The organism is Truepera radiovictrix DSM 17093 (genome assembly GCF_000092425.1).
In the GTDB taxonomy this organism is placed as follows: domain Bacteria; phylum Deinococcota; class Deinococci; order Deinococcales; family Trueperaceae; genus Truepera; species Truepera radiovictrix.
This window is the reverse complement of record NC_014221.1, coordinates 1,889,504-1,915,553: the sequence shown is the minus strand read 5'-3', so window position 1 is coordinate 1,915,553 and position 26,050 is coordinate 1,889,504. Positions and strand designations below refer to the sequence as shown.

General features: G+C 66.5%; 28 protein-coding genes. 12 read left to right on the top strand and 16 right to left on the bottom strand.

What is annotated here, in order from left to right:
* The first annotated feature begins 191 nt into the window (after positions 1-191).
* On the top strand, positions 192-728 hold the full coding sequence (locus TRAD_RS08815) for a flavodoxin domain-containing protein (protein ID WP_013178265.1): 537 nt from the start codon (positions 192-194) through the stop codon (positions 726-728).
* Between the two features lie 37 nt (positions 729-765).
* A complete protein-coding gene (abc-f, locus tag TRAD_RS08810) occupies positions 766-2,661 on the top strand; it encodes a ribosomal protection-like ABC-F family protein (protein ID WP_013178264.1) in 1,896 nt (631 codons plus the stop codon).
* A gap of 16 nt (positions 2,662-2,677) precedes the next feature.
* On the opposite strand, the gene TRAD_RS08805 is transcribed toward abc-f, so the two are convergent.
* Both TRAD_RS08805 and TRAD_RS08800 read right to left on the bottom strand, forming a co-directional pair.
* Positions 2,678-3,055 carry a type II toxin-antitoxin system VapC family toxin gene (locus TRAD_RS08805; RefSeq protein WP_013178263.1) on the bottom strand — a complete coding sequence of 126 codons (378 nt, stop codon included), beginning with the start codon at positions 3,053-3,055 and terminating at the stop codon, positions 2,678-2,680.
* Between the two features lie 96 nt (positions 3,056-3,151).
* The gene (locus tag TRAD_RS08800; protein WP_013178262.1) at positions 3,152-3,397 is read right to left on the bottom strand and encodes a type II toxin-antitoxin system Phd/YefM family antitoxin; all 246 of its coding nucleotides are present in this window, start codon (positions 3,395-3,397) and stop codon (positions 3,152-3,154) included.
* Between the two features lie 32 nt (positions 3,398-3,429).
* Between TRAD_RS08800 and TRAD_RS16345 the strand changes: the two genes are divergently transcribed.
* From TRAD_RS16345 to TRAD_RS16045, 3 genes are all read left to right on the top strand, one after another.
* Positions 3,430-3,603, top strand: a complete 174-nt coding sequence (locus tag TRAD_RS16345; RefSeq protein ID WP_185095152.1) for a hypothetical protein — start codon at positions 3,430-3,432, stop codon at positions 3,601-3,603.
* A 320-nt stretch (positions 3,604-3,923) separates the two neighbouring features.
* The gene (locus TRAD_RS15705; RefSeq protein WP_013178261.1) at positions 3,924-4,976 is read left to right on the top strand and encodes a M12 family metallopeptidase; all 1,053 of its coding nucleotides are present in this window, start codon (positions 3,924-3,926) and stop codon (positions 4,974-4,976) included.
* A gap of 8 nt (positions 4,977-4,984) precedes the next feature.
* Positions 4,985-5,560, top strand: a complete 576-nt coding sequence (locus TRAD_RS16045) for a hypothetical protein (protein WP_013178260.1) — start codon at positions 4,985-4,987, stop codon at positions 5,558-5,560.
* Positions 5,561-5,634: 74 nt separating this feature from the next.
* Here TRAD_RS16045 and asnS read toward each other — a convergent pair whose 3' ends face one another.
* The 6 genes from asnS to tal form a co-directional block, all read right to left on the bottom strand.
* Positions 5,635-6,945: an asparagine--tRNA ligase gene (gene asnS, locus TRAD_RS08795; RefSeq protein ID WP_013178259.1), complete on the bottom strand. Its 1,311-nt coding sequence runs from the start codon at positions 6,943-6,945 to the stop codon at positions 5,635-5,637.
* Positions 6,946-6,991: 46 nt separating this feature from the next.
* Positions 6,992-7,798 (bottom strand): HAD-IIB family hydrolase, encoded by an 807-nt coding sequence (locus TRAD_RS08790; protein ID WP_013178258.1) that lies wholly within the window; start codon positions 7,796-7,798, stop codon positions 6,992-6,994.
* The gene (gene aspS, locus TRAD_RS08785) at positions 7,795-9,627 is read right to left on the bottom strand and encodes an aspartate--tRNA ligase (RefSeq protein ID WP_013178257.1); all 1,833 of its coding nucleotides are present in this window, start codon (positions 9,625-9,627) and stop codon (positions 7,795-7,797) included. Before aspS ends, TRAD_RS08790 begins: the two co-directional genes overlap by 4 nt.
* The gene (gene hisS, locus TRAD_RS08780; RefSeq protein ID WP_013178256.1) at positions 9,624-10,907 is read right to left on the bottom strand and encodes a histidine--tRNA ligase; all 1,284 of its coding nucleotides are present in this window, start codon (positions 10,905-10,907) and stop codon (positions 9,624-9,626) included. Before hisS ends, aspS begins: the two co-directional genes overlap by 4 nt.
* Positions 10,908-11,033: 126 nt before the next feature.
* Positions 11,034-11,384 (bottom strand): hypothetical protein, encoded by a 351-nt coding sequence (locus TRAD_RS16340; protein WP_049773046.1) that lies wholly within the window; start codon positions 11,382-11,384, stop codon positions 11,034-11,036.
* Positions 11,385-11,566: 182 nt separating this feature from the next.
* On the bottom strand, positions 11,567-12,691 hold the full coding sequence (gene tal / locus TRAD_RS08770; RefSeq protein ID WP_013178254.1) for a transaldolase: 1,125 nt from the start codon (positions 12,689-12,691) through the stop codon (positions 11,567-11,569).
* A 1,081-nt stretch (positions 12,692-13,772) separates the two neighbouring features.
* On the opposite strand from tal, the gene TRAD_RS16335 reads away from it, so the two are divergent.
* The gene (locus TRAD_RS16335; RefSeq protein ID WP_013178253.1) at positions 13,773-13,937 is read left to right on the top strand and encodes a hypothetical protein; all 165 of its coding nucleotides are present in this window, start codon (positions 13,773-13,775) and stop codon (positions 13,935-13,937) included.
* Between the two features lie 21 nt (positions 13,938-13,958).
* On the opposite strand, the gene zapE is transcribed toward TRAD_RS16335, so the two are convergent.
* Positions 13,959-14,933 (bottom strand): cell division protein ZapE, encoded by a 975-nt coding sequence (zapE, locus tag TRAD_RS08765; RefSeq protein WP_013178252.1) that lies wholly within the window; start codon positions 14,931-14,933, stop codon positions 13,959-13,961.
* A gap of 131 nt (positions 14,934-15,064) precedes the next feature.
* Between zapE and tgt the strand changes: the two genes are divergently transcribed.
* Both tgt and TRAD_RS08755 read left to right on the top strand, forming a co-directional pair.
* Positions 15,065-16,315 (top strand): tRNA guanosine(34) transglycosylase Tgt, encoded by a 1,251-nt coding sequence (tgt, locus tag TRAD_RS08760; protein ID WP_013178251.1) that lies wholly within the window; start codon positions 15,065-15,067, stop codon positions 16,313-16,315.
* Positions 16,316-16,406: 91 nt separating this feature from the next.
* Positions 16,407-16,625, top strand: coding sequence for a hypothetical protein (locus TRAD_RS08755; protein ID WP_013178250.1), 219 nt, complete (start codon positions 16,407-16,409; stop codon positions 16,623-16,625).
* A gap of 69 nt (positions 16,626-16,694) precedes the next feature.
* On the opposite strand, the gene proC is transcribed toward TRAD_RS08755, so the two are convergent.
* From proC to TRAD_RS08735, 4 genes are read right to left on the bottom strand one after another with little or no spacing between them, the layout of a single operon-like run.
* Positions 16,695-17,483: a pyrroline-5-carboxylate reductase gene (proC, locus tag TRAD_RS08750; RefSeq protein WP_013178249.1), complete on the bottom strand. Its 789-nt coding sequence runs from the start codon at positions 17,481-17,483 to the stop codon at positions 16,695-16,697.
* 40 nt (positions 17,484-17,523) lie between these two features.
* Positions 17,524-17,889 (bottom strand): VanZ family protein, encoded by a 366-nt coding sequence (locus tag TRAD_RS08745; RefSeq protein ID WP_013178248.1) that lies wholly within the window; start codon positions 17,887-17,889, stop codon positions 17,524-17,526.
* A complete protein-coding gene (gene mce, locus TRAD_RS08740; protein ID WP_013178247.1) occupies positions 17,886-18,320 on the bottom strand; it encodes a methylmalonyl-CoA epimerase in 435 nt (144 codons plus the stop codon). Before mce ends, TRAD_RS08745 begins: the two co-directional genes overlap by 4 nt.
* Positions 18,317-18,646 (bottom strand): cupin domain-containing protein, encoded by a 330-nt coding sequence (locus TRAD_RS08735; RefSeq protein WP_013178246.1) that lies wholly within the window; start codon positions 18,644-18,646, stop codon positions 18,317-18,319. The genes mce and TRAD_RS08735 overlap by 4 nt, the downstream gene beginning before the upstream one ends.
* Positions 18,647-18,883: 237 nt before the next feature.
* On the opposite strand from TRAD_RS08735, the gene TRAD_RS08730 reads away from it, so the two are divergent.
* Entirely contained in the window at positions 18,884-19,825 is a 942-nt protein-coding gene (locus TRAD_RS08730) for a lysyl oxidase family protein (protein ID WP_013178245.1), read from the top strand.
* A gap of 43 nt (positions 19,826-19,868) precedes the next feature.
* Here the strand turns inward: TRAD_RS08730 and ansA are convergent, their stop codons facing one another.
* Positions 19,869-20,957 carry an asparaginase gene (gene ansA, locus TRAD_RS08725; RefSeq protein ID WP_013178244.1) on the bottom strand — a complete coding sequence of 363 codons (1,089 nt, stop codon included), beginning with the start codon at positions 20,955-20,957 and terminating at the stop codon, positions 19,869-19,871.
* 307 nt (positions 20,958-21,264) lie between these two features.
* Between ansA and TRAD_RS15260 the strand changes: the two genes are divergently transcribed.
* A complete protein-coding gene (locus TRAD_RS15260) occupies positions 21,265-23,277 on the top strand; it encodes a GGDEF domain-containing protein (protein WP_049773044.1) in 2,013 nt (670 codons plus the stop codon).
* Positions 23,278-23,335: 58 nt separating this feature from the next.
* On the opposite strand, the gene TRAD_RS08710 is transcribed toward TRAD_RS15260, so the two are convergent.
* On the bottom strand, positions 23,336-23,896 hold the full coding sequence (locus tag TRAD_RS08710) for an N-acetyltransferase (protein WP_013178242.1): 561 nt from the start codon (positions 23,894-23,896) through the stop codon (positions 23,336-23,338).
* Positions 23,893-25,266 carry an argininosuccinate lyase gene (gene argH / locus TRAD_RS08705; protein WP_041947210.1) on the bottom strand — a complete coding sequence of 458 codons (1,374 nt, stop codon included), beginning with the start codon at positions 25,264-25,266 and terminating at the stop codon, positions 23,893-23,895. The genes TRAD_RS08710 and argH overlap by 4 nt, the downstream gene beginning before the upstream one ends.
* A gap of 64 nt (positions 25,267-25,330) precedes the next feature.
* On the opposite strand from argH, the gene TRAD_RS08700 reads away from it, so the two are divergent.
* Positions 25,331-25,573 (top strand): hypothetical protein, encoded by a 243-nt coding sequence (locus TRAD_RS08700; protein ID WP_013178240.1) that lies wholly within the window; start codon positions 25,331-25,333, stop codon positions 25,571-25,573.
* A gap of 62 nt (positions 25,574-25,635) precedes the next feature.
* Positions 25,636-26,034, top strand: a complete 399-nt coding sequence (locus TRAD_RS08695; RefSeq protein ID WP_221401584.1) for a hypothetical protein — start codon at positions 25,636-25,638, stop codon at positions 26,032-26,034.
* The last annotated feature ends 16 nt before the right edge of the window (positions 26,035-26,050 follow it).

Here is a 26,050-nt window from a genome sequence, read left to right as displayed (position 1 = left end):
GTGTGGGGCGGTGTTTCCGGCTGATGTCGGCCAAAGTCCTACACGGGGCCCGAGACGCGCCGACGGCGCGCGGGGGCGGGGGGGGGCTAGAGTTGAGGATGGGAGCGCGGGGTGAGGAGCTTTGTGCAGCAGGTTCGCGGATCGCTGCTGGTACCGTCTTTACGTACCTGCTAGCGCCGTTAGGAGGCAGGATGAAAGAGCCGGTGCTGGTCGCCTACGCAAGTCGTTACGGGGCGACGCGGGAGATCGCGGAGGCTGTCGCTCGAGTGTTGGAGGCGCGCGGGTTGGCGGTTCACTGTTGCCCCGCCGAAGCGGTGGAGGCGCTCGCGCCCTACCGCGCGGTGGTGCTCGGCAGCGCCGTCTATGAGGGCGACTGGCTTGTAGAGGCGAGCGACTTCGTCCGACGCTTTGCGCCCGAGTTGGCGCAGCGGCCGCTCTGGTGTTTTTCGAGCGGCACGGCGGGCGCCGCACCGACCGAGACGATGCAGGGCTGGACGCACCCACGGCTGCTGACCTCGCTCTTCGCCGAGCTCCAACCGCAGGGCCACGCGGTCTTCGGGGGCCGCCTCGAGCCGAGACGCTTAAGCGTCGGGGATTGGTGGCGCTATCCGTCGCTGCGGGGCGTGCGGGGGGACTTTCGTGACTGGGAAGCCATCACGGCTTGGGCGAACGGGGTCGCCGACGCGCTCGCCGGAAGCGGCCAAGGGCGTGCGGCGCTTGAGGTTTGAGTTTCAGCGCCCCCGGCAAAGCGTTATAGTGACCCCTATGCTGCTCGCGGCGCTTCAGGGGGTGGACAAGTTCTACGGCGAACAGGTCGTCTTAGACGGCGTGACGCTCGAGCTGCGAGACGCCTCGCGGGTCGCTTTAATCGGCCGCAACGGGGCGGGTAAGTCCACCATCTTGCGGCTTCTCATGGGGCTCGAGGCGCCCGACGGCGGCGCGGTCTTCCGGCGCGAGGGCGTCACCGTGGCGATGCTGGAGCAAGACCCCGAGATTCCCCCCGGCGTGAGCGTGCTCGAGCTCGCCGAGCGCGCCTTTGCGGACCTCGATGCGCTGGAGGGGCGCCTGGCGGCGCTCGAGGCCGAGGGTCTGGACGACCCCGAGGTCTATGCGCGGTGGGAGGGGGTGCACGAGGTCTTCGCGCGCCGTGGCGGCTACGAGCGCCGCGCCCGCCGCGACGCCGTCCTCTACGCCCTCGGTTTTCGCGGCCGCGAAGCGGAGGTCGCGGCGCACCTCTCCGGCGGCGAGAAGACGCGCCTGGGTCTGGCGCGCCTCCTGATGGCGCAGCCCGACGTGCTGCTTTTAGACGAGCCGACGAACCACCTCGACATGGAGATGCGCGCCTGGTTGGAGAGCTACTTGGGCCGTTACCCCGGCGCGGTCGTGCTCGTGTCGCACGACCGCGCCTTTTTGGACGCCGCGAGCACCTCGACGGCCGAGATCGCCCTCGGGACGCTGCGCACCCTGGACGCCATCCCGAGCCGCTACCGCGCGGCGCGAGCCGAACAGGCGCGTATCGAGGCGGCGACAAGGGCGAACCAACACAAAGAGCACGCCCGCTTGGAGGCCGCCGCCACGCAGATGAAGCGCTGGGCGGGGCAGAGCGAAAAGCTCCACCGCCGCGCGAAGGCCATGGAGCGCCGCGCGGAGCGCTACGCCGCCGAGATGCTGCCCGATGCCGACCCCGAGGGGCGCACCGTCCGCTTCGCCTTCCCTAGCGAGCCCTCCGGCGAGATCGTCTTGCAGGCGCAGAGCCTCTCCAAGGCGTTCCAGGGCAAGACGCTCTTTGAAGGCGTCGGCTTTACCCTCCGCTACGGGGAGCGCGTCGCGCTGGTCGGCCCCAACGGGGCGGGCAAGTCCACGCTGCTAAAGCTTCTTTTGGGCGAACTCGAGAGCGACGACCCGCGCGCCCTCTTGCGTTTCGGCGCCCGCGTGCGCGTCGGCTACTACGACCAGGAGCTGCGCGGCGCCGACCCCGAGGCGACGCTCTTAGACGAAGTGATCAAGCTCGTCGGCGACCGCGAGGCGCACAACCTCCTGGGGCGCTTTCTGTTCCCCTATGAAGCGCAGTTTAAGCGCGTGGCGGACCTCTCCGGCGGCGAGCGGGCGCGTTTGGCGCTCCTCAAGCTCACCCTGGGCGCATACAACTTCCTGGTGCTCGACGAACCGACCAACCACCTAGACCTCGAGATGATCGAGGCGCTCGAGGCCGCCCTGGCCGCGTTTGAGGGCACCCTGCTCGTCGTCTCGCACGACCGGCGTTTCGTCGCCGCGACCACGAACCTCGTGTGGGAGGTGCGTGAGGGCCGCTTTACGGCGTTTGAGGGTGATTGGGACTTCTACACCCGCAAACGCCAGGAGCGCGCGGCGCCCCAGGCAGCCGCCGCACCCGAGGCCAAGGCGCCGGCGCCGCCCAAGCAGAGCGGCGCTAAGACCCCCTCCAAGTGGCAGCTGGAGCGCGACCTCGAGGCCCTAGAAGCGCGCGTTGGCGAGCTCGAGGCGGAGCTCGCGGAACTCGCGGGTAGGCTCGAGCACCCCGAAGGGCTCTCGCCGGAGGCGCTGGTTGAGCTCGGCACGCGCCACGCGGAGGCCGAGGCGGCGCTTTTGGCGGCGATGGCGGCGTGGGAGGAGACGGCGGAGCTTTTGCGCGTCAAGGCTTAAGCGCTGAGCCTGCGCGCTACGCCTTGATGAGTTCTACGCCGTAGTCGGCAAACCGCGCGTCACGGGAGATGATGGTCAGGCCCTCTAGGGTCGCCTGAGCGATGAGAAGCCGGTCGAAGGGGTCGGCGTGGTGGGGCGGCAAGGTCTCGGTTGCGAGCGCGTGTTCGGTGCTGATGGCTAGGGGGGTAAAGCGGTAGAGCGTCAGGCCGCGCTGATAATCACCGCGTAGCTCGAGCTTGCCCAAGCTGCGTTTGATCGCAATTTCCCACGCCGTGACGGCACTGACGAACACCTCGTTTCTTCCATCTGCGATCACCTCTTTGGCCGTTGTGGCTAGGTCCGCGCTACCATCAAACACCCAGATGAGGACATGCGTATCAAGTAGGAGCTTCATGCGGCAGTTTTGTGACTTGCTTCCCGGTATCGGCTCGGCGCGTGCTTGCCGGTCAAGCTTTTGTGATGGGGAGCGCTGCCGACCGGATGACACCTGCTAATGAGCGTCACCGCTAAACGCCGTCATCAACTCCGCCGGCAGCTCGTCGAAGTCGTCCGCAAGGCGCACCTCACCCTCCCAGATGCGGACGCTCATGTCACGGGGGCTCGCATCCCGTTCGTAGGGGACGAGCCTGACCATCGGCTTCCCGTGCTTGCTGATGATCACCTCTTCACCGGCCAGCGCCTTTTCGATCAGCGAAGACAGTTGCGCTTTGGCCTCTGCAACGTTCGTCATCGGCATCTTGAACACCTCTAAAGCTATTATGGTCAACCTTGGTTAGAATCGCAAGGGCTTGCGGAGGCAGCCAAGGGTCTCGAGCACCCCGAGGGGTCTCGCCGGAGGCGCTCTTCGAGCTCGGTACGCGTCACGCGGAGGCCGAGGCGGCGCTTTTGGCGGCGATGGCGGCGTGGGAGGAGACGGCGGAGCGCCTAAGCATCAAAGTTTAGGATGCTGAGCCGCCGGGTTCAGGAGGCAACATCTGCTACCCGTATGGCGAGGGCGGCAGCGTCACGCTCACTGTGTCGTCGGGGCACACGGGGCTGCCGACGTACACAATGCCTGCCATCGCTTCATGTCCCGCACGAAACTCTTGACAAAGGCTCTGCAAAGCTCTAATATTCCAACGATACGGCTAACGATGAATTTTCGACTTTTGAAACTTGAAGGCTTGCTAGCAGTTTTTGTAAGGCCATCATTGATTTGGCTATAGATAATCTTGTAACTAAGGTCTAGATGCACTTCATAGCTACGAGCGTAGGGGGGCAGAATGAAACTTCAAGTTTTGTGGGCGCTTCTAGGTCTATTTGTTTGGACGGGCTGTAGTAACCCTTCACCGAAAGTTTCTGCTATGCCTGCGTATAGTGTTAGGGGTTTTGAAACTTTTATGCCAGGGGCTGAAACGGTTGAGGTGGTGGAAGATTTCTCCAAAGACCCTCATTATGCCACCCTTGCGGAGGCCTTGGAAGCCCTAGACCGGGACCAAGCTATCTCGACACAGAGCAGCATGGGACCCGATCAGGTACAAATTCGCACTCATACCTTTAGCAACGGTGAAACGTATACGTACACCGCCTATAAGGGTATCGTTTTCGACGCCGATGTTATCTTAGGAACCACTACACAGCTTCAGGCTGATTTCGCGGCATACGAAGCCCAACTGAGCGGAGCATCTAATACCTTATCACCTCAAGGCGCGATGTATAAACCGTACTGCGCGAGCGGGTTTTTAGTTATCTGCGGTGAGCGCTGGGGTGGTGGCTGGCCCGATCATATTCTCTGGGTCGATACGAATTCGCTGCGAATTTTCACTTCGTCGCAGCAGACCCTCATTAAAAATACACTTGCTGACCTTGATAGACGAACAAACATCCGAGTCGGATACCGGACTACAGGGGACCGAGTCATGCTGACCAACCGCAACGACGGTTGCTACGCCGTTCCTGGTCGCAGCAGCAGTCAGCCGCAAAACCTTAATCTGGGTCCTGGATGTTTCACCCCAAGAACTATCATGCACGAGTTTGGGCACGCTTTAGGACTTATGCACGAACACCAGCGCACCGATAGAGACGCTTTTATCGTGGTGAACTGGAGCAACCTGACAAGTAAGGGTAGAGGACAGTTTGAAAGGAAGTTTGAACACGAGTCTCGCACAACCTACGATTATGCTTCAGTCATGCATTACCGCCGCAACGGTTCTTCCGACTTTGTAAGAAGCACACTAGAACCTATGTTTACTATTATCGGCAGCTATGACGGGATTGTAGGCGGTGATACTTTAAGTTCCCGAGACATCCAGGCCATCAACACACGCTACCGTTAGGAGAGAAAGTGTATAAATATTTTTTGCTTGCCGTGAGCCTACTCGCCCTAAGCTTAAATGTTGTCGCTTGCAACGCTAAACCTGAGGTGGATATCCCCATGTTCTCTGTAGAAGAGACGATCAACAGAGAGGCGTCCAGGGGAGACTTTGAGGCCCAAGCTGTCAAAGCTTCCGGCATCGTGAGCGAGCTTGGGCGCGATGACTACCCCCTCACCCTATTCCTCACAGGTGAGGACAGCCTCAAAACCTACCTCGCAGATAACAACCTGTCCGAAGAGGCGTTTTTGGCTAGCCCTAAACTGGCAGAGTTTTACAGGTCTCAGCTTGTCTACGCAGACATCGACATCGTCGGGATAAGAAGTGGTCCTGTAGGCACATCGAAGACCTTCGAAAGTGCAGCCGGTTCGAACGTTACGATCACAAAAGTGCGAGATGATCCCGACAGCCTTGCTACGCGAAACGGTGAGGTTAACGGTGTACCCGCAAGTTTGTGGTGTCATGAAGACTACAACATAGGGCCTAACGATCCCTTTGGTAGGATCTGTTATACAGACGCTCCCATCGTTAAAGATTTCGTTTGGTAAAGAGCGCGCTCGAATTCACGTAAGCGTAACGACCACCCCTGCCTAGCCTTTAGTAGGGGTGGTCGTGGTTTGGTTTATGGGTACATCCGCGTCAAAAGCCGCGGAAAAGGGATCACCTCGCGCAGGTGCTGCGCGCCCGTGATCCAGGCGAGCGTGCGCTCGAAGCCTAAACCGAACCCCGAGTGCGGCACGCTGCCGTAGCGGCGCAGGTCCAAGTACCACGCGAACGCCTCTAAGGGCAGCCCATGCTCCTCGATGCGGCGCTTGAGAAGGTCATAGTCGTGGATGCGCTCCGAGCCGCCGATGAGTTCGCCGTAACCGTCCGGCGCGATGAGGTCACTGCACTTGACGCGGGTGGGGTCGTCCTCATAGGGCTGCATGTAAAAGGCTTTGGCCTGCGTCGGCCACGCCTCGATAAAGACCGGGCGGTCGAAGAGGCTGCCCAGGATGGTCTCGTGCGGCGCGCCGAGGTCCTCGCCCCAGGGGAGCTTTTCCCCGTGCTCGGCGAGTTTGGCGAGCGCTTCGTCGTAGCTGAGGCGCGGAAAATTCCCCTGCGCGCTGGGCTCTAGGCGGCTCACGTCGCGCTCCAAGATCTCGAGCTCGGTGCGGCGGGTCTCCAGGGTGCGCCCCACGAGGTAGGCCACGAAGTCCTCCTGCAGCTTCACGTTGCCCTCGTGCTCTAAGTAGGCGACCTCGGGCTCGACCATCCAGAACTCGAGGAGGTGCTTGCGCGTCTTCGACTTTTCGGCGCGAAAGGTCGGCCCGAAGGTGTAGACCTTGCCCAAAGCCAGCGCCCCCGCCTCGGCGTAGAGCTGCCCCGACTGCGACAAGTAGGCCTTGTCCTCGCCGAAGAGGTCGATCTCGAAGAGGTTGGTGGTGCCCTCGGCGGCGTTGGGGGTAAAGACGGGCGCGTCGAAGCGGAGAAAGCCGCGCTCGGCGAAAAAGTCGTGCACCGCGCGTACGAGTTCGTCGCGGATGCGCATGACTGCCCAGGGTTTGGGGTGGCGCAGGTAGAGGTGGCGGTGCTCCATCAAAAAGTCCACGCCGTGGGCTTTGGGGGTGATGGGGTACTCGGTCGCCTCGTGCACGAGCGCGAGCCCCGTCACGCCCAGTTCGACGCCGGAGGGGGCGCGCTCGTCGGCGCGGACGGCGCCGGTGACGCGCACGCTCGACTCCTGGGTGAGCTTGCGGGCGAGCGCGAAGGTCGCTTCGTCGACGTCGCTCTTGGCGATCACACCCTGGACGAAGCCGGAGCCGTCGCGCAGGCGCAAAAAGGCGATCTTGCCGCTCGAGCGCGACCCGGCGACCCAGCCCTCTAGGGTGACGGTCTCGCCGATGTGGTGCTTGAGCTTTTCGATGGGGACAACGGGGGGGGTAGCCGTCATAAGGAGCAGTCTAACGCGTTCGGCGGGTCTGCCGTTTCGGCCGCGGCTAGACGGTTTTAAGCTCGAGCGCCCGCTCGAGCGCCTCCACCACGCCGCACTCGTCGACCTTGCCGACGCTAAAGAAGCGCTCGCGCAGCGCGCTGGGCGCCTCGGCCATCACCACGGGGTGCCCGACGGCCTCGAGCATCGGTAGGTCGCCGATGGAGTCGCCGACCGCCATGACGTTCTCCGGTTTGAGTTTGAGGCTGGCGATGAGCGAGCGCACCGCCGAGCCCTTTGAGACGCCGTGTTTGGTAATGGAGATAAAGAGCGTGTTCTTGAGGGCGGGGGAGACGGCGGTGGCGAGCTGCACCCCCTCGACCGCGCACGAGGTGGCCAGCCCCTCCTTTTCGGGGGGCACCACCCACTGCGCGCGCACCACGGGTTCGTTCTCGGCGACCTCCTCGAGGTTGCGGACGATGGCGGTCGTGCCGAGCATGGCGGCGTGCGCTTCGGAGAGGGGGGTGCGGCGCTCGACGTAGAGCGAGGTCGGGGTGTAGACCTCGAGCACCAGGTTGTACGCTCGCGCGTGGGCAATGAGAGCGCGCGTGCTCGCCTCCTTGAGGGCGTGGAGCTGCACCACCTCGCCGTCGGCGTAGACGGTCATGGCGCCGTTTTGAAAGATGTGCGGGGTCGACGGCCCCAAGCGCTCGGCGATCCGTTTGGCGACCCCCACGCGGGGGCGGCCGGTGCAGACCGCGAGGCGCATCCCCGCCTCCTGAACCCGCTCGACCGCCTCCCAGACGCACGGCGCGGCTTGCCCGCTCGAGCCGATAACCGTGCCGTCGAGGTCCAGCAGGACGAGCGGGATCACGCGCCGCCGCCGCCTCGAGCCTCGGCTGTGGTCCCGTCCGCAGCCGTCACCGACAGCGACAGCTCGGCGAGCTGCGCCGCGCTTAAGGGGGCGGGGGCGCCGGTGAGGGGGTCGCCGCCGCGCTGGTTTTTGGGAAAAGCGATCACGTCGCGCAGGCTCTGCGCCCCCGCGAAGAGCATGACCAAGCGGTCCAAACCCCAGGCCACCCCGCCGTGCGGCGGCGCCCCGTAGGCGAGGGCGTCGACGAAGAAGCCGAAGCGCTCGCGCGCCTCCCGTTCGGAGATGCCGAGCGCGGCGAACATCTTGAGCTGCGTCGCCTGGTCGTAGATGCGCAGCGACCCGCCGCCGACCTCGAAGCCGTTTAAGACGAGGTCGTACGCCCACGCCCGCACCCGTCCGGGGTCGGTCTCCAGTAGCGGCAGGTCCTCCTCGCGGGGGCGGGTGAAGGGGTGGTGCATGTAGGTGTAGCCGCCCGTCTCATCGTCGCGTTCTAACAGCGGGAAGTCGACGACCCAGAGGAAGCGGTAGGTACCCCCTGGGATGAGCCCCAGCTCGTGGCCGAGTCTAGCGCGTACCGCGCCGAGCGCCTCGCAGGCGACGCGCCACGCGTCCGCGACGATCAGCAGCAGGTCGCCGGTCTCAGGGGCGTGCGCCGCGAGCTCGGCCGTCTCCGCGGCCGACAAAAACTTGGCGATAGGGCCCGCGAAACCGTCGCCTTCGCGTCGCAGCCACGCCATACCCTTGGCGCCGTGCGTTTTGGCGTGCGCCTCGAGCTCGCCCAAGCGTTTGCGGCTAAGCTCGGCAGCGTGCTCCGCGGTAAGCGGGAGCGCTTTGACGCGCCCGCCCGCCTCTAGAACCCCGCGAAAGCCGCGAAAGTCGGTCTCTGCGAAGGTCTCGGAGAGGTCTTGTAGCTCGAGCGCAAACCGCACGTCGGGTTTGTCCGAACCAAAGCGGTTCATCGCGTCCTCGTAGGTGAGGCGCGTAAAGGGGAGGGTGAGGTCGATGCCGAGCGCCGCTTTGGCAACCGCGCGCATGAGCCTCTCGTTGAGGTCTAAAAGCTCGTCTTGGGTGACGAACGACATCTCGAGGTCGAGCTGGGTAAAGTCGGGTTGGCGGTCGGCGCGCAGGTCCTCGTCGCGAAAGCAGCGGGCGATCTGGAAGTAGCGCTCGACGCCCGCCATCATCAGGAGCTGCTTAAAGAGCTGCGGCGACTGCGGGAGCGCGTAGAAGCTCCCCGGCTGCGTCCGCGAGGGTACGACGAAGTCGCGCGCCCCCTCGGGGGTCGAGAGGGTCAAGAGGGGCGTCTCGACCTGCACGAAGCCCTCGGCGTCCAGAAAGTCCCAGATGGCTTTGATGACTTTATGGCGGACCAGAAGGGGCCTTAGGGCCTCGGGGCGCCTCAGGTCGAGGTAGCGGTACTTGAGGCGCAGCTCCTCGCTGACCTCGCCCGCGTCGACGGAGCCGTCGACCAGAAAGGGGGGTGTCTTGGCCTCGGAGAGCACCGTGACGCCGCGCGCTACGACCTCGACCGCGCCGGTCTGTAGGCGGTCGCTGCGCTGCCCCTCGGGGCGCGCGCGCACCCGGCCCGTGACCTCGACGACGAACTCGCTCCGCAGCCGCTCGGCGGTTCCGAACGCGCCGCTGCCTGGTTCCACGACGACCTGCACCAAACCGCTGCGGTCGCGCAGGTCGAAGAACACGAGCCCGCCGAGGTCGCGGCGGCGGTTGACCCACCCCTTGAGGGTAACGTCCTGCCCGACGTGCGCCTCGCGGAGGGTCCCGCAGGGGGTGCGGGCGGCGGAAGGGGGGGAGGTGTGCGCTCGGGTCATAGGGAGCTCGCCAAGGGGCGCTCGAGGCGTTCGTGCAAAAACCCCGCGAGCTCGCCTTCGGGGAGCTCGAGCTGCTCGCCCGTGGCGAGGTCTTTAAGCGCGTAGACGCCGCGCTCGCGCTCGCGCGCGCCGCGCAGCCCCGCAAACCGCGCCCCCGCGCGCTCGGCCTCCTTAAAGCCCTTGCCGAGGTTGCGCTTGGCGTAGGCGTGGAGCACCGTGAGGTTTTGGCGGAGCCTGAAAGCGAGCGCGGCCACCTCGGCGACCGCCTCGTCGTCCATCGGCACTAAAAAGAGCGCCGGACGCGCCGCCTCGGGCGCGCGCACCCCGGCCTCGCGGAGCGCGTCTAAGACCCGCTCGAGGCCGAACGCCCAGCCGACGCCGGGGGTCTCGGGGCCGCCCAGGGCGGCGACGAGGCCGTCGTAGCGCCCCCCGCCGCAGAGCGCCGACTGCGCGCCGATGCCCGCGGCGTGGATTTCAAAGGCGGTGCGGCGATAGTAGTCGAGCCCGCGCACGATGCTGTCGTCGACCTCAAAAGGGATCCCCCAGGTCGTTAAAAACGCCTGCACGCCCTCGAAGTGCGCCCTGGCGTCCGGGTTGAGAAAGTCGAGCGGCCGCTTGAGGGTGGCGATGACCGCCTGGTCGCCCGCGTCCTTGCTGTCTAAAACGCGCATGGGGTTGAGACGCAAACGCTCGCGGCTGGTCTCGGAGAGTTCGCTCTGGCGCGCCCCCAACTCGCGCCGCAAGTAGGCGTTATAGGCTGCTGCGTCCTCCGGGTCGCCGACCGAACCGAGTCGCACGGTAAGCCCCTCTAGGCCGCACGCGCTCAGCACCGTGTAGAGCAGCGCGATGGCTTCGGCGTCCAAGAGCGGGGTGTCGAGCCCTAAAAACTCGCAGTTCACCTGATGAAACTGCCGAAACCGGCCCCGTTGGGGGTTCTCGGCGCGGAAGATGGGGCCGTAGCTCCAGAGCTTGACGGGTGTGGGCCAGACGATCAGGCCGTTCTCGATGTACGCGCGCAGCACCCCGGCGGTAAACTCCGGGCGCAGCGTCAGCGAGCGCTCGCCGCGGTCGGTAAAGGTGTACATCTCGTGCTGCACGACCAGATCGGAGGACGCGCCGACCGACTTGGTAAAGACCTCGGTGTGCTCGAAGATGGGCGGCGTCAGCTCCAAGACGCCCGCGTGCTCGAGGACGCGCTCAGCGGTGCTGAGGACGTGGCGCCTCAAACGCTGGTCTTCGGGGAGGATGTCGAACGTGCCCTTAACGGCCCTTAGCTTCATGACTAGAGAGTGTAGCACGGGACAAAAAGGAGCAATGAGTTAGGGGGCCATGAGCCATGAGTAACGAGCAACGAGCCATGAGTGTCGGACAGCAACTCGTGGCTCGTTGCTCAGCACTCATTGCCGCTAAGGCGCATTCACCGGCAACCCGTTGCTCTGCACGCCGTCTACGACCACGAAGACGTACCCGTAGCCCACCCCCTCGGGGACGAGCAGGGTGATGCGGTCAGGCGCCCAGCTCTCGACCTGCGCCCGCGCGCCCCCCGCGCCGCTCGCGTCGGCCGCGACGAGGACGTAAGAGCCTTCGGCGGCGCCTCCCGCGCCGTCGCCGAAGTAGCGGCCCTGCAGTACGAGCCGGCCGCCGACCTGTTGGGGCGCGGTCGCGGAGACGAGGGTCGGCCGGACGTTGTTCTCGGGGCGCGCCGCCGGCGCACAGGCCGCGAGCAGGGTGAGTGTGAGGATCATCGTGCGTTTCAAGGGGCCTCCGACGTCCATGCTAAAACGCCGCGCGGGGGCTGTCAGCGGCAGCGCGCACGCGCGGTGGGACGTCCCTGAGGACGTCGAGGCCGGGTATTTCCGCCCTTTAAGGTTCGTGGCCCGTAGCCCGGGGAGCACCCCTCACTACGAGCGACAATCCACGAACCGACGGGGCCCAGCACTTACACCTTCGCCAGCGCCTCCTCCCGCGCTTTGGCGAGCGTCTCCATGAGGCTGTCGAAGGGGCCGGTGAACTTCGTGATGCCCTCGTCCTCGAGCCGCTGCGCCCCCTCGTCCAAGCTTAGACCGAGCGCTTTGAGGTCGTCCAACACGCGGTGCGCCTCGTCGAGCCCCTCGGTCAAGCGGGCGGCGGGCTGGCCCTCCTCGCGGTAGGCTTCAAGCGTCTCTTGCGGCATGGTGTTGATGGTGTCCGGGCCAATGAGCGGCTCGACGTACTTCACGCGGCTGTACTCGGGGTTTTTGGTGCCGGTGCTGGCCCACAAGAGGCGCTGCGGTTTGGCGCCCTGAGCGCGCAGCGCCTCAAACGGCGCCCCGAAGAGCTCGCCGTACATCTCGTAGGCGACCTTGGCGCTGGCGATGGCGACCTCGCCGACGATCCTACGCGCCCGCTCGCCGCGCTCGCCCCCCTCCGAGGCGATCTCTTGGAGCATGGGGTCGAAAAGGACGTCGATGCGGCTCAGGAAAAACGACGCGACCGAAGCGATGCCGGCGACGCTCTCGCCCCGCTCGGCGCGGTCCTGGAGCCCCGCAAGGTACGCCTCGGCGACCTTGCGGTAGCGCGGCAGCCCGAAGATCAGCGTCACGTTGACGTTGATCCCCTCGCTAATAAGCGTGCGGATGGCGGGGAGCCCCGGTTCGGTCGCGGGCACCTTGATCATCACGTTGGGCCGCGCAATGCGTTTCCAGAGGTCTCTGGCCTCGGCTAGCGTCCCCTCGGTGTCGAGCGCGAGGTGCGGCGACACCTCGTAGGAGACGAAGCCGTGCTCGCCGCCGCTCTCGTCGTAAAGGGGCCTGAAAAGGTCGGCGGCGGCCTGCACGTCCTCGATGGTGAGCGCTTCGTAGATCTCCGTGACGCTTCTGCCCTGCGCGCTCAGCTCGCGAATAGCGTCGTCGTAGTCGCTGCTCTGGGCGATGGCTTTTTCAAAAATCGCGGGGTTCGAGGTGAGCCCGCGCACGCCGTCCTCGTCGATGAGCCGCTGCAGCTCTCCGCCCCGCACCAGCTTGCGGCGCAGGTCGTCGAGCCAGGGCGACTGGCCGAAGGTGTGAAGCGCTTTAAGTGGGTTCATGGTGCCCTCCTTTTGCTGAGGTCACTATAGCCTTTAGCGGTGCGGGAGCGTGACGCCGTGCAATACTGAGCCTCTAAGCCTACGGAAACTCGAGAGAGCCCTCCGAGCGGTGAAAAGGGTGGTGTGAGCGGTGAAACGGTTTTTGCTCCTGCTCTTGGCGCCCCTACTAAGCGCCTGTCCCAACGAGAGCCGCGGCCTCTACGATAAGCTGCATCCCGTACCTACCGATCCCATGAGGGTTACGGTGCAACCCGCTCGTGCCGAGGTTGGAGAGCCGGTGCAGGTTGAGGTCACCGGGACGTTGGCGTTAGACCCCAAGAGCTGATTCGCTCACCTCGATCTCTCTCTCGTCCGCATCGGTGTGTGCTTCACTGACGTCGCCAACGAGCCACCCAGCGAAGCTGGGTTCTGTGACCCACATGTCAACCCATTGCCCGCGACTTACCGCTTACTGGAGGGCTCCTATCTCACGGAGACAGACGAGGCCGTCATGACAAGGGGGGAGCCGCAAACGTTTAGACACTCAATGACCTTTACGCTCAGTGAACCTGGAGAGCTCGTTCTCACACCTCACCTTTTTGTAGAGCCGGAAGTGAGCGTTCCCGCCGTCAGCGTAAGTGGCGAACCTGCTCGCGTCTCCTTTTTCGAAGCCGAGGCCGTGAGCGGTTTTTGAGCGTTTTGTCCATCCTGCGTCATGACGGGTTAGGTAGGGCTCAGTCATGAAGCGACGCCTTTTTGGACTCATAACCCCCCTGGTAAGCGCATGTACGAGCGAGATACGCAGCGTTCATGACATCATCTATCACGTTCCCACCAACCCCACGCGTATGGTCGTCCAGCCGAGTGAGATAGGCTTAGGAGAACCGCTTACGGTTGATGTCGCAGCGACGCTGGTGTTGGACGCAGAGAGCAACTTCCCTGAAGTCACTCTCCTAAACACCAACACGGTGTTTGTTTTGCCCGTGCCGAAGGTGGGCCAAACAACCGCGAAGGTCTTTGTCACCCCTATACGCACTCCCTGTCCCCTAGTTACCAACTCCTAGACGGCTCGAGCTACCTCACCGAAGTCAGGGGCGTCACGATGCGGCGGGGCGAGCCGCAGACCTTCAGGCACACGATGACCTTGACGCTCAGCGAACCTGGGGGGCTGCCGCTAGGGCCGCACCTCTACTACGAACCCGAAAGCGGCGCCCCACCCAACGGCGCGTCCGGTGAACCCGTAGAGGTCGCGTTTGTCGAGCCGTAAGGTCGAGGCCCGCTAAAGACCCTAAAAGCGCTCCTCGAGCAGTTCTGAAAGCCGCGACAAACAGCGGTGGTGCTTTTTGGCGTAGGCGCTCTCGCGGTACGACGGGTCGAAGAGGTCACGAAGCGCGACCGTACCGGAAAGGCGCAGGCCCTTCTTGAGGTCGTAGAGCTTGTCGATAAAGTGCACGAAGCGCAGCGCGTCGTTCTGCGTCGCTAGGGTCTGCGCGTCCTCGAGGTAGAGCGTGCCGACGGCGCCCAGAAGCTCGCGGTAGCGGATGGGGTGGTGTTTGCCGAGCAGCTCCAAAAAGGCGGGCCACGCAAGCCGCTCTTTGGGTTCCGGCGCCCCTTCGGTCTTGAAGCGGTGCTCGAGCTCCGAGGCCGAGAGGAGCCCTGCCAGGTGGTCGCGGTGGCGAAAGTCGGGGCCCTCGATGGGCAGCACCTCGAAGCGTTCGGCGACGCTCTGGATCTCGCGCTGAAAGTCGCCCGCGTTGAAGCGGCCCTGACCCTGCGCCTCCGGTGGCGTGTTCGAGGTGGTGATCACCGCGCCGCCCTGCTCGAAAAGGTGCGCCAAAAAGGTCTTGACGATGAGCGTGTTGCCGGGGTCGTCGAGCTCGAACTCGTCGATGCATAGAAGCTGCAGGTCGCCGAGCTCGGCCTTGGCCCGCGCGGTCCCGCGCACCCCGATGACGTAGACGAGCTCCTGAAAAGACAGGTACGCCTTTTTAGACAGCTTTGAGGCGTGATACGCCGCCGCCAGCAGGTGCGTCTTGCCGACCCCGAAGCCGCCGTCTAGGTAGAGCCCGCGCCCCTGGGGCTGCGCGCGGCGCTGCCAAGGCCAGCGAAACGCGCCCGTTTGCGGTTCGGCGATCTCGTCGACGAAAGCTTGCACCTGCACGAGCGCGGCCGTCTGGCTGGGGTGCTGCGGTTCGTAGTCGGCAAAGCGGGTGTGGCCGAAGCGGGGGGGTGGGACCAGTTCGGAAAGGGGCGGTAGCGGCACCAGCTGAGCTTAGCATGCTAAGGTGGCGGCGTTTAAGAAGGGCGTAGGGGTATAGTGGGGGGGCTACAAGCCGTGAGCATGGGGGTCAAGCCCTTTCCCATGGCTCATGGTCGGGCACTCGTGACCTTCCCATGACCTACCCCGACTTTTCGTTCACCATCACGCAAGAACGCGGCGCCGCGCGGCTCGGTCGCCTCGTGACGCCGCACGGGACGATCGACACCCCCGCGTTCGTCGCCGTCGGCACCCAGGCGGCGGTCAAGACGCTCACCCCCGAAGAGGTCCTCGCCACGGGCGCGCAGGTGATCTTCACCAACACCTATCACCTCTACCTGCGCCCCGGCCACGACCTCGTCGCCGCTTTCGGGGGGGTGCACCGCTTTATGGGCTGGGGCGCACCCGTAATGACCGACTCGGGGGGCTTCCAGGTGTTTTCGCTCGGTGCGGGGCTCGAGCACGGCGTCGGCAAGGTCGCCAACATCTTCCCGGGCGAAGCCGGAGGGGTCCTGGCCGGCGCCCCCGTGAGGACCGCTAGACCCCTTATGAAGGTTTCAGAAGACGGCGTGCGCTTTAAAAGCCACATCGACGGCACGTTGCACACCTTTACCCCGGAGACCTCGATCGCCGTGCAGCGCGCGTTGGGGGCGGACATTATCCTCGCTTTTGACGAGTGCACGAGCCCGCTACACGACGAGGCGTATACGGCTAGGAGTGCTGAGCGCACCCACCGCTGGGCGGAGCGGTCGCTGCGCTTTTTTCAGGACCACCCCGCCGTGCACCCCTACCCGCAAGCGCTCTACGGCATCGTGCAGGGGGGGGCGTTCGAGAGGGTGCGCAAGGCGAGCGCCCGCACGGTCGCGGGGATGGACTTTCACGGCCTCGCCATCGGCGGCAACTTGGGCAAGACGAAAGCGCAGATGCGGCAGGTGTTGGAGTGGACCACGCCGGAGCTCCCGCGCGAAAAACCCCGCCACCTTCTGGGGATCGGCGAGGTCGAGGACATCTTCGGGGCGGTTGAGCGCGGTTGCGACACCTTCGACTGCGTCTCGCCGACGCGCAACGCCCGTAACGGCGGGGTGCTCGCGCGCTTCGACGGGGAGCAGCCGCTGCCCAGGTTCCGCCTGAATATCCGCAACGCCCGCTACGCCCGCGACCCGCGGCCCCTGGAGGAGGGATGCGACTGCTACACCTGCACGCGTTTTTCGCGGGCGTACGTGCGCCACCTCTTTAAGGCCGACGAGCAGCTCGGGCAGCGCCTCGCAACGCTGCACAACCTGCGCTTTATGGCGCGGCTCATGGCGCAGATCCGGGAGAGCTTGGCGGCGGGGACCTTTGACGCGCTCAAACGGTCGTGGCTCGAGCCGGTAGGGCTTGGCGTCTAAGCACCCGTGGCGGCGCGCGCCGCCACGGGTGTGTGGCGTGCGAAGCGGGCCGCTGCGGCGCCGGAGCGCTTAAACTAGCCGTGGAGGTAGCATGAACGTCATCTCGATCCTGGTTGGTATCATTGCGCTGATCGTCGCGCTGATCGGCTTTTTCCCGCTTTTGGGGTGGCTCAACTGGTTGGCGATCCCTATCGCTTTGGTCGGCCTCATCATCGGGCAGTTCGACGTGCGCCGCGGCGGGCGCAACTTCAACATCATCGTCTTGATCTTTTCGACGGTGCGGCTCTTTTTGGGCGGGGGCATCCTGTAGCGCTGTAGCGCGTCCCCCGCTCGGGGCTCGAGGCGGCCTGGGGACCCCCCAGGCCGTTTGCGCGCCGCGTTAGCGCTCGTCGGCGCGGCTCAGCTCGGCCGCGCGCTTGGCGGCCATCTCGACGGCCTGCATCGCCGCGTAGCGCAACCCGTGCTGCTCTAGGGCCATCACCCCGGCGATCGCCGTACCGCCCGCGCTCGCGACCTCGTCTTTAAGGTTGCCGGGGCTCTCGGCGCCTAGCAGGGTAGCGCTCGCCAACAGCACCTGTTTGGCGAGACCCTGCGCCACCTCGCGCGAAAAGCCGACCCGCACGCCGCCGTCGGCGAGCGCCTCGGCGAAGACCGCCGCGAAGGCGGGGCCGGAGCCCGCGAGGCCGGTAAAGGCGTCGAACAGCCGCTCGGGGATGCGGTAAACCGTGCCCACCGCGCAGAACAGCCGTTCGGCAAAGGCGACGTCCTCGCCCTCGGCCTGCGGCAGGTGCGCGAGCGCGGTCGCCGAGAGCCCGACGCGCGCGCCCAAGTTGGGCATGGCGCGCACCACCCGCGCCGACCCGACCCGCCGGGCGATCGTCTCGGCGCTGACCCCGGCCATCAGCGAGATGTAGGCGGCGCTGCGCTGCGCGATTAGGGGCGCGACCTCGTCGAACGACTGCGGTTTGACGGCGATGAGCACCCTTTCGGCGGCGTGGATGTCGTCGTCGGTAAAGGGGGTGACGCCGTACTGCGCGGCGAGCGCGGTGCGCCGCGCCTCGTCCGGATGGTAGATACCGACCTCGGCCGCGTCCAAGACGCCCGCGCGCAGCGCCCCCGTGAGCACGGCGCCCCCCATCTTGCCCGCGCCGACGAGCGCGAGCTTCACGCGCTCTGCCCTTTGTGGGCCCGATGTTCGCAAGAGCGGTTCACCGCGCTAGTCTATCGCGCGCGCGCTGCCGCTGCCAGAGCACCGCGAGCGTCACGGCGAAAGCTGCCCCGAGCGTGTCGGCGACCCAGTCGGCGACGTCGGCGCTCCGCCCGGGGACGGTGGCCTGGTGCAGCTCATCGACGGCGCCGTAGAGCGAGGCGAGGAGCACGGCGAGCAGGGGGCGGCCGCTCGCGAACAAGATCAGCAGCCCCAAAACGCCGAAGTTAGCGGCGTGAAAGAGCTTGTCGCGCGGCGGCGAGAGGTCGAGCCAACCGGCGGCCCCCTGGGCGTCGGGGGAGCTCGAGAACCAGAAGGTGAGACCCGCCCACGCAAGGGCGGCGAGCCACCAGAGGGGGCGGTTCAAGGGGTGTGGGTGGGGTGTTCGACCAACTCGACGAGCACCCCGCCCGCCCACTTCGGGTGCAAAAAGACGACGCGGGTACCGTGTCGGCCCCCGCGGGGCGCGTCCGAGACAAAGCGCGCGCCGGCCGCCTTGAGCCGCGCGACCTCCGCCTCGAGCCGGGTGACGCGCAGCGCGAGGTGGTGCAACCCCGGCCCGCGCCGCTCCAAAAAGCTGCGGATGGGGCTCTCCGGCGTGGTGGGCTCGAGCAGCTCGACGAGGCTCTCACCGCTCCGAAAGGCGCGCACGCGCACCCCTTGGTGGGACAGCTCTTCGTCGTCGCCGTCGCGGGGGAGGCCCAGCAGCTCAAAGGGGGCGCTCGCGGCGTCGAGGTCGGGGGTGGCGACGCCGATGTGGTCGAGCGGGAGGTCTTTAAGCGGGTGCGGTAGGCTCATGAAGCGTTAGCGGGTTTGGGCGCCATCGCCACGAGGAGCACGAGCGCCGAGTCGGATTCGTTGCGCACGCCGTGCGGCACCCCGGCGCGGGCGATCACCGCCGTTCCCTCGGCGAGCATCTCCCGTTCGCCGCCGATGTCGAAGAGCGCCTCCCCTTGAAGGACGACGTACACCTTGTCCTCGGCCTCGTGCGTGTGCGTGCGCTGCTGTTGCCCCGGCAGCAAGCAGTACTGATCGAAGAGCAGCTTGTCGGAGGAGAACACGGGGATCTTCTGCATCGCCGCTTCGTCGAACTTCCGCTGTTCCGCCAGGTCCACGTAGTCCATGCTCCAGAATACACGCTTTGAAGCCCCCGGCGACGGCTGCGCGGTCGTGTCGGCGCGTTGCGCCGCCGGGTGGCGCATGTGCGAGCGCCCGTAGCCGACGCGTGGGTAGCTGCCTGCTGCTACCCAGATGCGACTGTTACTGCACATGTGCAAAGGCGCCCGGAACCGTTATAAACTACCTTGATGAAACGGTGGAGGTGACGCTTGCGACGGACTGTTCGCCGGGGGGCTGTGGGGGTGCTCGTCGCCTACGTGTTGCTCGGCCCGCTAACGATGACCCATGAGGAGCGGGGGCGCGCCGAGGGGGCGTTGCCGATGGCGTCGTGGAACCTCGCCGAGATCGAGGCGCGCAACCGCGCGGGGTTGCAGCACGTCGCCGCGACCGGGGCCGCACCGAGTTACACGCGCGAAACGCTCCCCGAACGCCTTTTGCCCGACCTCGTGCCGCTCGAGCCCAGCGACCTCTCGACAGTTGGCAGCCGCGCCGAGGGGAACTTACGCCTCAAGTTTACGACGCTCATCTGGAACGCGGGGCTAGGGCCCTTGGAGACGCGCGGCGCGCGCAACCCCGAGACCGGCGAGCTCGAGGTCTACCAGTACGTCTACCGCCGCGTGGGGGAGGCCGCGAGCGCCGGTGCGTCGCCCGCGGCCTTGCAGACCGGCGGGGCGCAAACGGGGGGCACGTTCCCCGAGCTGCGCGCCGAGCAGGGGCGGTGGGTCGGCACCTTCAATTACGAGCACCGCCACGGGCACCTGCACTTCGACGGCTTCGCGCACTACGGGCTCTGGCGCGTCGGCGAGGGGGGCGAGCTCGTGGAGCTGATCGCCGAAAACGCCAAGGTCGGCTTTTGCCTCATGGACATCAAGCACATGGCGAGCAACCTCACGCACCTCGAAAGCGGCCTTATCGAGGTGCCGGGTGGGCCCGTCTACGCGGGGTGCCGCGAGGACGTGCAGGGGATCTCGGTCGGTTGGGGTGACGAGTACCTCTCCCTCCTCTTGGAGCAAGACCTCGACCTCACGGACGCGCCGAGCGGCTCCTACGCCGTGGTCGTGACGACGAACCCCGAGAGGCGGATTGAAGAGCTCGACTACGACAACAACGCGGCGGTGACCTACTTCCGGCTCGAGGACGAACGGGTCGTGTGGTCGTCCGTCGACGACGGCGGGGGCGGCTAGGGGGGGGCGCCGGGCTCGGGGGTGGTCGCGGGTCACGCCAGACCTACGTGACGCGTCCGCTCCTCGGCGTCAGCTCCCCGCGCAGGTCGGTCGTGATGAGCGCGCGCACCTCCTCCGGGGTGTGGCCTTTGCTAAAGAGGTAGACGAGCTTGGTCAGCGCCGCTTCGGGGGTGAGGTCGGCGCCGCTCGTCAGCCCGGCGTCGCGCAGCGCCTGCCCCGTCGCGTAGCTTTCCATATCGACCCCGCCGCTAAAGCACTGCGTGCAGTTGACGATGACCACCCCGCGCTCTGTGGCGCGCGCCAAAACGCGCAGAAAGCCGGGGTCGCGGGGCGCGTTGCCGCTGCCGTAGGTTTCGAGGACGAGCCCCTGCAGGGGCTCTTGCAGCACGTTGTGGAGAAAGCGCTGATCGATACCCGGGAAAAGGCGCAGCGCGCCGACCTGAACGTCGGCGAGGCGCTGCAAACGCAAGGGGCCGGCGAGGTAGGGGGTGCGGCGCGCGGCGGGGTGCAGCGCGACCTCAACGCCGACGGTGGCGAGCGGCGGCGCGTTGGGCGACGCAAAGGCGCCGAAGCCGCTCGAGGAGACCTTGCGCGCGCGGTTGCCGCGGAGCAGCACGCCGCGAAAGTAGATGCCGACCTCGCACAAAGGGGTGTGGGCGGCGAGCAGCAGGGCGGTGATGAGGTTGTCGCGGGCGTCGCTGCGCAGGTGCGCGAAGGGCAGCTGCGAGCCGGTGAGGATCACCGGTTTGGCGAGCCCCTCGAGCATAAAGGAGAGGGCGGAGGCGGTGTAGGCCATCGTGTCGGTGCCGTGCAGCACGACAAACCCGTCGCAGGCTGCGTCGTGCGCCGCGATCTCGCGGCCGATACGCTCCCAGTCGCGCGGCGCGAGTTCGGCGGAGTCTAAAAGCGGTGAGAGCTCGCGAAACACCACGCGCGGCATCTCGGGGGCGCTCAGCTCCGGAAGCGCGGTGAGGCGCGCCTCGAGGTCGCCGGGGGCCGGTCGGTAGCCGCTCGCACCGAAAGCGGCGCCGATCATCCCGATGGTGCCGCCCGTATAGACGACACAGACGGCTTTGCGCGTGCTCTTCCCCTGCAAGTCGGCGTGTGCGGGCGTTGTCGGTATCGTCGGCATGGTGTACCCCGTGGCGTTTTTGGCGCTCTGGCGGCGCGAACCGGGGGCGTCGTGGGGGTCGCTTGGTTGCGACCCGCGACCCGCTCCCCGAAGCTGCGCGGGTGTTGGTGCTTAAGACCCACCCCCGCCACGCGCGTCCGGTTGTGCCGTAACTTGGGATTGAACCGCGCTTTAAAGGGGTGTAAGAATCTTGCAAGACCCGCGCGGCCATAATACCGCCAGTGCACCGCGAGGTGCAGCGGAGGTTAAAGGCGGTGGCGAGATGACGCTAGAGAAGACGGGCGCAGCGCCCGGTGAACTGTGTGATATGACCTCATCCCCCGAAGAGCCCCCCGAAGCGCCCATCGACCGGCTTAACGAACGCGCCTGGTCGCTTAGGCGCGTCGATCCCGATGGCGCGTGGGCGCTCGCGCAAGAGGCGTGCGCGCGCTCGGAGCACCTGGGTTACCCCAGAGGGCTCGCGTACAGCGGGCTGACGCTCGCGTTCTGTGCGGTCGACCGCCTCGAGTTCACCCAAGCGCAGGCGTTCCTCGAGCGGGCTGCGCAGGCCGCCGACACCGCCGGGCTGCGCCACGCCGCCGCCCGCGCCGACTTCGTGCGGGGGTTTTTGCACACCCGTCTGGGGGACTTTGAGGCGGCGCTCGCGGCGCACGACCGGAGCCGCGAGCGCTTCGCCGCGCTCGGCGACCGTTTGGGCGAGACCGACGCGCTGCTCTTTGCGGCGGGGGCGCACATCGACCGCGGCGCGTTTGCGGAGGCGCGCACCCTCGTCGGCGAGAGCCTAGAGCGCTACGCCGCGCTCGGCGACCTCGAGGGGCGTGCCCAGGGGCTTCTCATGTGGGCGATCGTCGAGTCCTACTACGGCAACTACACCGCGTCGTTGCGGGCCAACCAGGAGGCGCTTGAACTCAAGGAGCGTTTGGGCGACGTGATGGGACAGGTTTCGGCGCTCAACAACCTGGGGAGCTACCACGCGGCGAGCGGCGCCGACGACCGCGCGCTCGAAGCCTACCTCGAGGGGCTTAGGCGCGCTGAGAGGCTCGGCAACGCCGGTGCGCGCCTGACGCTGCTCGCCAACCTCGCGGAGACGCTGCGCGAACTCGGCGACTTCGCGCGGGCGACGCGCTACGCCCTCGAGGTGCTGCGGCTCACCGAAACGCTAGGGCGCAAACGCGAGCAGGTCAACGCCCTCGACACGCTCGCGGGGATCGCGATGGCCGCCCGCGACGACGCGCAGGCGCGCGCCTACGCCGAGCGGGCGCTCGCGCTCAGCGAGGCCATCGGCGAGGTCGAGACGCGCGTCTTCATCCTCGCCAGGTTGGCGCAGCTGCTCTGCCGCCAGGGGGACAAGGAGGCCTCGCTGGCGCGCTACGCGCAGGGGCTCGAATTGGCGCAGCGCACCCAAAACCGCGCCGCTGAGACCGAGCTGCGCCTCAACCTCGGGCGTTCGCTCGCCGCGCACGGCGACCTCGTCGCCGCCCACGCGCATCTGAGGCGGGCTCTGGAGCTCGCCCAGGAGCTGAGGTTGCGCCGCCTCGAAAGGGGGGTCTACGCGGCCCTCTCCGAGGTCTACGAGCGCCAGGGTCGCCTCGAGGAGGCGCTCGAGCACTACAAGCGGGGGCACGAGCTCGAAAAAGCGCTCCTCGGGGAGCGTGCGGCCGACAAAACGAGGCGCCTGACGGCTCAGTTTGAGCTCGAAAAGCTCGCCCGCGACGCCGAGATCGAGCGCTTGCGCAACGTCGAGCTCGCCGAGATGAACGCGGCGCTCGAGCGCACCCTAGAGGAGAAGGCGGCGCTGCTCGCGCAGCTGCGCGAGCAGGCCGAACGGCTCGAGCAGCAGACCCGCGAGGACGCCCTGACGGGCCTCTACAACCGGCGCCACCTCGAAGAGGTCCTGCGCGAGGCGTTCGCGGCGGCCCAGCGCTACCGCCACCCGCTAAGCGTGGCGCTCATCGACCTCGACAACTTCAAGGGGGTTAACGACACGCTGTCGCACCAGATAGGCGACGGGGTGCTGCGCGCGGCGGCGGAGGTCTTCGCCCGCTTTACCCGCACCGTCGACATCGTGGCGCGCTACGGCGGCGAGGAGTTCGTGTTGGTGATGCCGCAGACCGACCTCCAGGGGGCGCGCGCGGTGTGCGAGCGCATCCGCGAGGCGATCGAACAGTATCCCTGGTGGGAGCTGCACCCCGAGCTGCAGGTCACGGTCAGCATCGGGCTCGCGGATGACCTCAGCGTCAAAGACCACGAAAAGCTCCTCGCGCTCGCCGACGACAACCTCTATAGGGCCAAGCGCGCGGGCAAAAACCGCGTGGTCTAGGTGCGCCCCAAACCGCGCGCCGCGGGCCACGGGTGAGAGCACAGGTCACGGGCCGAGCCTAACGGATGCCGGGCGGCACCTGCGTCGGGGGCGGTTCGGGGAGGTTGCGGGGCATGGGCACCCCCTCTAGGTGCTTAAGCATGCCGTTTTCGTTGCACCCCACGAAAAAGGGGCAGCGTAGGCACTCCGACCAGACGCGCGGGTGCAGCTCTTTGGACTTGTCGATGAGGTGAAAGCCGCAGCGCTCGAAAAAGCCCACCGAGTAGGTCCAGGCGAACAGCACGGGGATGCCTAGGCGGCGCGCCTCGGCCTCGCACGCCGCGACGAGCGCCCGCCCGACCCCCTTGGCCTGCACCTCGGGGCGCACCGCGAGCCCGCGCACCTCGGCGATGTCCCCCCAGAGGATATGCAGCGCGCCGCAGCCGGCGAACTCTCCGCCGACCTCCGCGACGAAAAAGTCGCGCAGGTTCTCGAAAATGTTCTGCATGGGCCGCACGAGCATCTTCCCCTGCGCCGCCCAGTAGCCGATGGTCTCGAAAATAGCCGTGACGTCCTCCGCGCGCGCGGGGCGCACCGTCAGCGCGGCGGGCGCGGGAGGTTGCGCGGCGACCGCCGTCATCCCTGCCCCTCCAGCCGCGCCTTGGCGGCCGCGAGCTGCGCCCGCACCGCGTCAAGCGCGGTGCCGCCGTAGCTCGAGCGGGCATTGACGACGCTCTCCAGTCGGAGCACCTCGAAGACCTCCTCGCCGATAAGCGCGCACGCCGCTCGCATCTCGGCGAGCGTGAGCTCCTGGAGGTCTTTGCCCTCGCGTAGGGCGCGCGCGACGAGCTTGCCCACGACCTCGTGCGCCTCGCGGAAGGGCAGACCCTGGCGCGCCAGGTAGTCGGCCAGGTCGGTCGCGTTCGAGTAGGCGCGGCCCGCCGCCTCACGCATGCGTGAGGCGTTGGGGACGAGTTTGGGCAGCAGGTCGGCGGTGAGCGTAAGGCACACGCGCAGCGTGTCGGCGGTGTCGAACACCCCCTCTTTGTCCTCCTGCAGGTCCTTGTTGTAGGCCAGCGGCAAGCCTTTAAGGGTCGTCAAGAGCCCCAGCAGGTGCCCGTAGACGCGCCCCGTCTTGCCGCGCGTGAGCTCGGAGACGTCGGGGTTCTTTTTCTGCGGCATGATCGACGACCCCGTTGTGTGCGAGTCGGGGAGCGTTACGAAGCCGAACTCCTGGCTCGACCACAAGATGAGCTCCTCCGAGAGCCTCGAGAGGTGCATCATGATGAGGCTGGCGGCCGCCAGAAACTCGACGGCGAAGTCGCGGTCGGACACCGCGTCGAGCGAGTTGCGGGCGACGCCCTCAAACCCCAACAGCTGGGCGGTGCGCGCGCGGTCGATGGGGAAGCCCGTACCGGCGAGCGCCCCGGCGCCCAGCGGCGAGATGTTGAGGCGTTTGAGGGAGTCTGTGAGCCGCCCCTCGTCGCGCGCGAACATCTCATAGTAGGCGAGCAGGTGGTGGCTAAAGAGCACCGGTTGCGCGACCTGCAGGTGGGTGTAGCCCGGCATGATGAGCCCCAAGTGGCGCTCGGCGGCCGCGACGAGAGCGCCCTGCACCTCGCGCAAAAGGCCGATGAGCGCGTGCGTCTCGTCTCTCAGCCAGAGCCGGAAGTCGGTAGCGACCTGGTCGTTGCGGCTCCGGGCGGTGTGGAGCTTGCCGCCGATGGGGCCGATGCGCTCCGTCAGGGCGTGCTCGAGGTTCATATGGACGTCCTCGAGGTCAACGCGCCATTCGAACGTCCCCGCCTCGACCTCCTGCTTCAGGTTCTTGAGCCCCGCGATGATCTGCGCCGCCTCGTCCTGGGTCAGGATACCCGTCTCGCCCAGCATGGTGGCGTGGGCGACCGAGCCCGCAAGGTCGTGCAGCGCAAGGCGCCGGTCGAAGTCTACGGAGGCGTTAAAGCGCTGCACCAGCTCATCGGTGCTTTCAGAGAAGCGCCCGCCCCACATGCGTTTCTGTTCCCCAGTTTTAGAAGCCACCGCGCTACTCCCTTACGCCTTGTAGACTAAACCCATGAACGGTGAAGTGGACGTTTGCGACGCTGCGAGGCGCGCCCGAGGGGAGGCGAGAGCAGCGCTCGCCGTGCGGGTCGTTCCGTTGGGGGGGGAGAACGAGGACCTCAGCGGTGCGACGTCGCCCGAAGCGCGGCTCGCGATGATGTGGCCGCTCGCCCTGACGGCCTGGGGGCTCGCGGCGGGTTCCTTGCCGACTTACGACCGCGCTCACCTCCCGGTCACCGTCACGCGCGTTACGTGAACGTCCTGAATGAAGACTTTCGGGACTTTCTCGAGGCGCTGCTCGCGGAAGAGGCACGATTTTTGGTCGTCGGTGCCTACGCGCTTGCGCTTCACGGCATACCTCGCGCAACGGGTGACATCGATATCTGGCTCGAGTCGCGTGAAGAGAACGCTGAGCGCGTGTGGCGTGCTCTGCAGCGCTTCGGTGCTCCTACCGCTGCGCTGGGCGTTTCCCGAGAAGACCTTGTGAAACCCGGTCTCGTGATCCAGCTCGGGCTTCCGCCGCGGCGCATCGACCTCCTCACCGAGATCAGCGGCGTCGGGTTTTCCGAGGCCTGGGAAAACCGCGTGACACAGACCGTAGACGGTTTACCGCTACCTTTTCTAGACCGTGAGGCGCTTTTGCGGAACAAGCGCGCGAGCGGCAGAAAAAAGGATCTGGCCGATGTAGAAGCGCTCGAGCGCGGCGAGACGCCATAACACCACCTCGTCATCG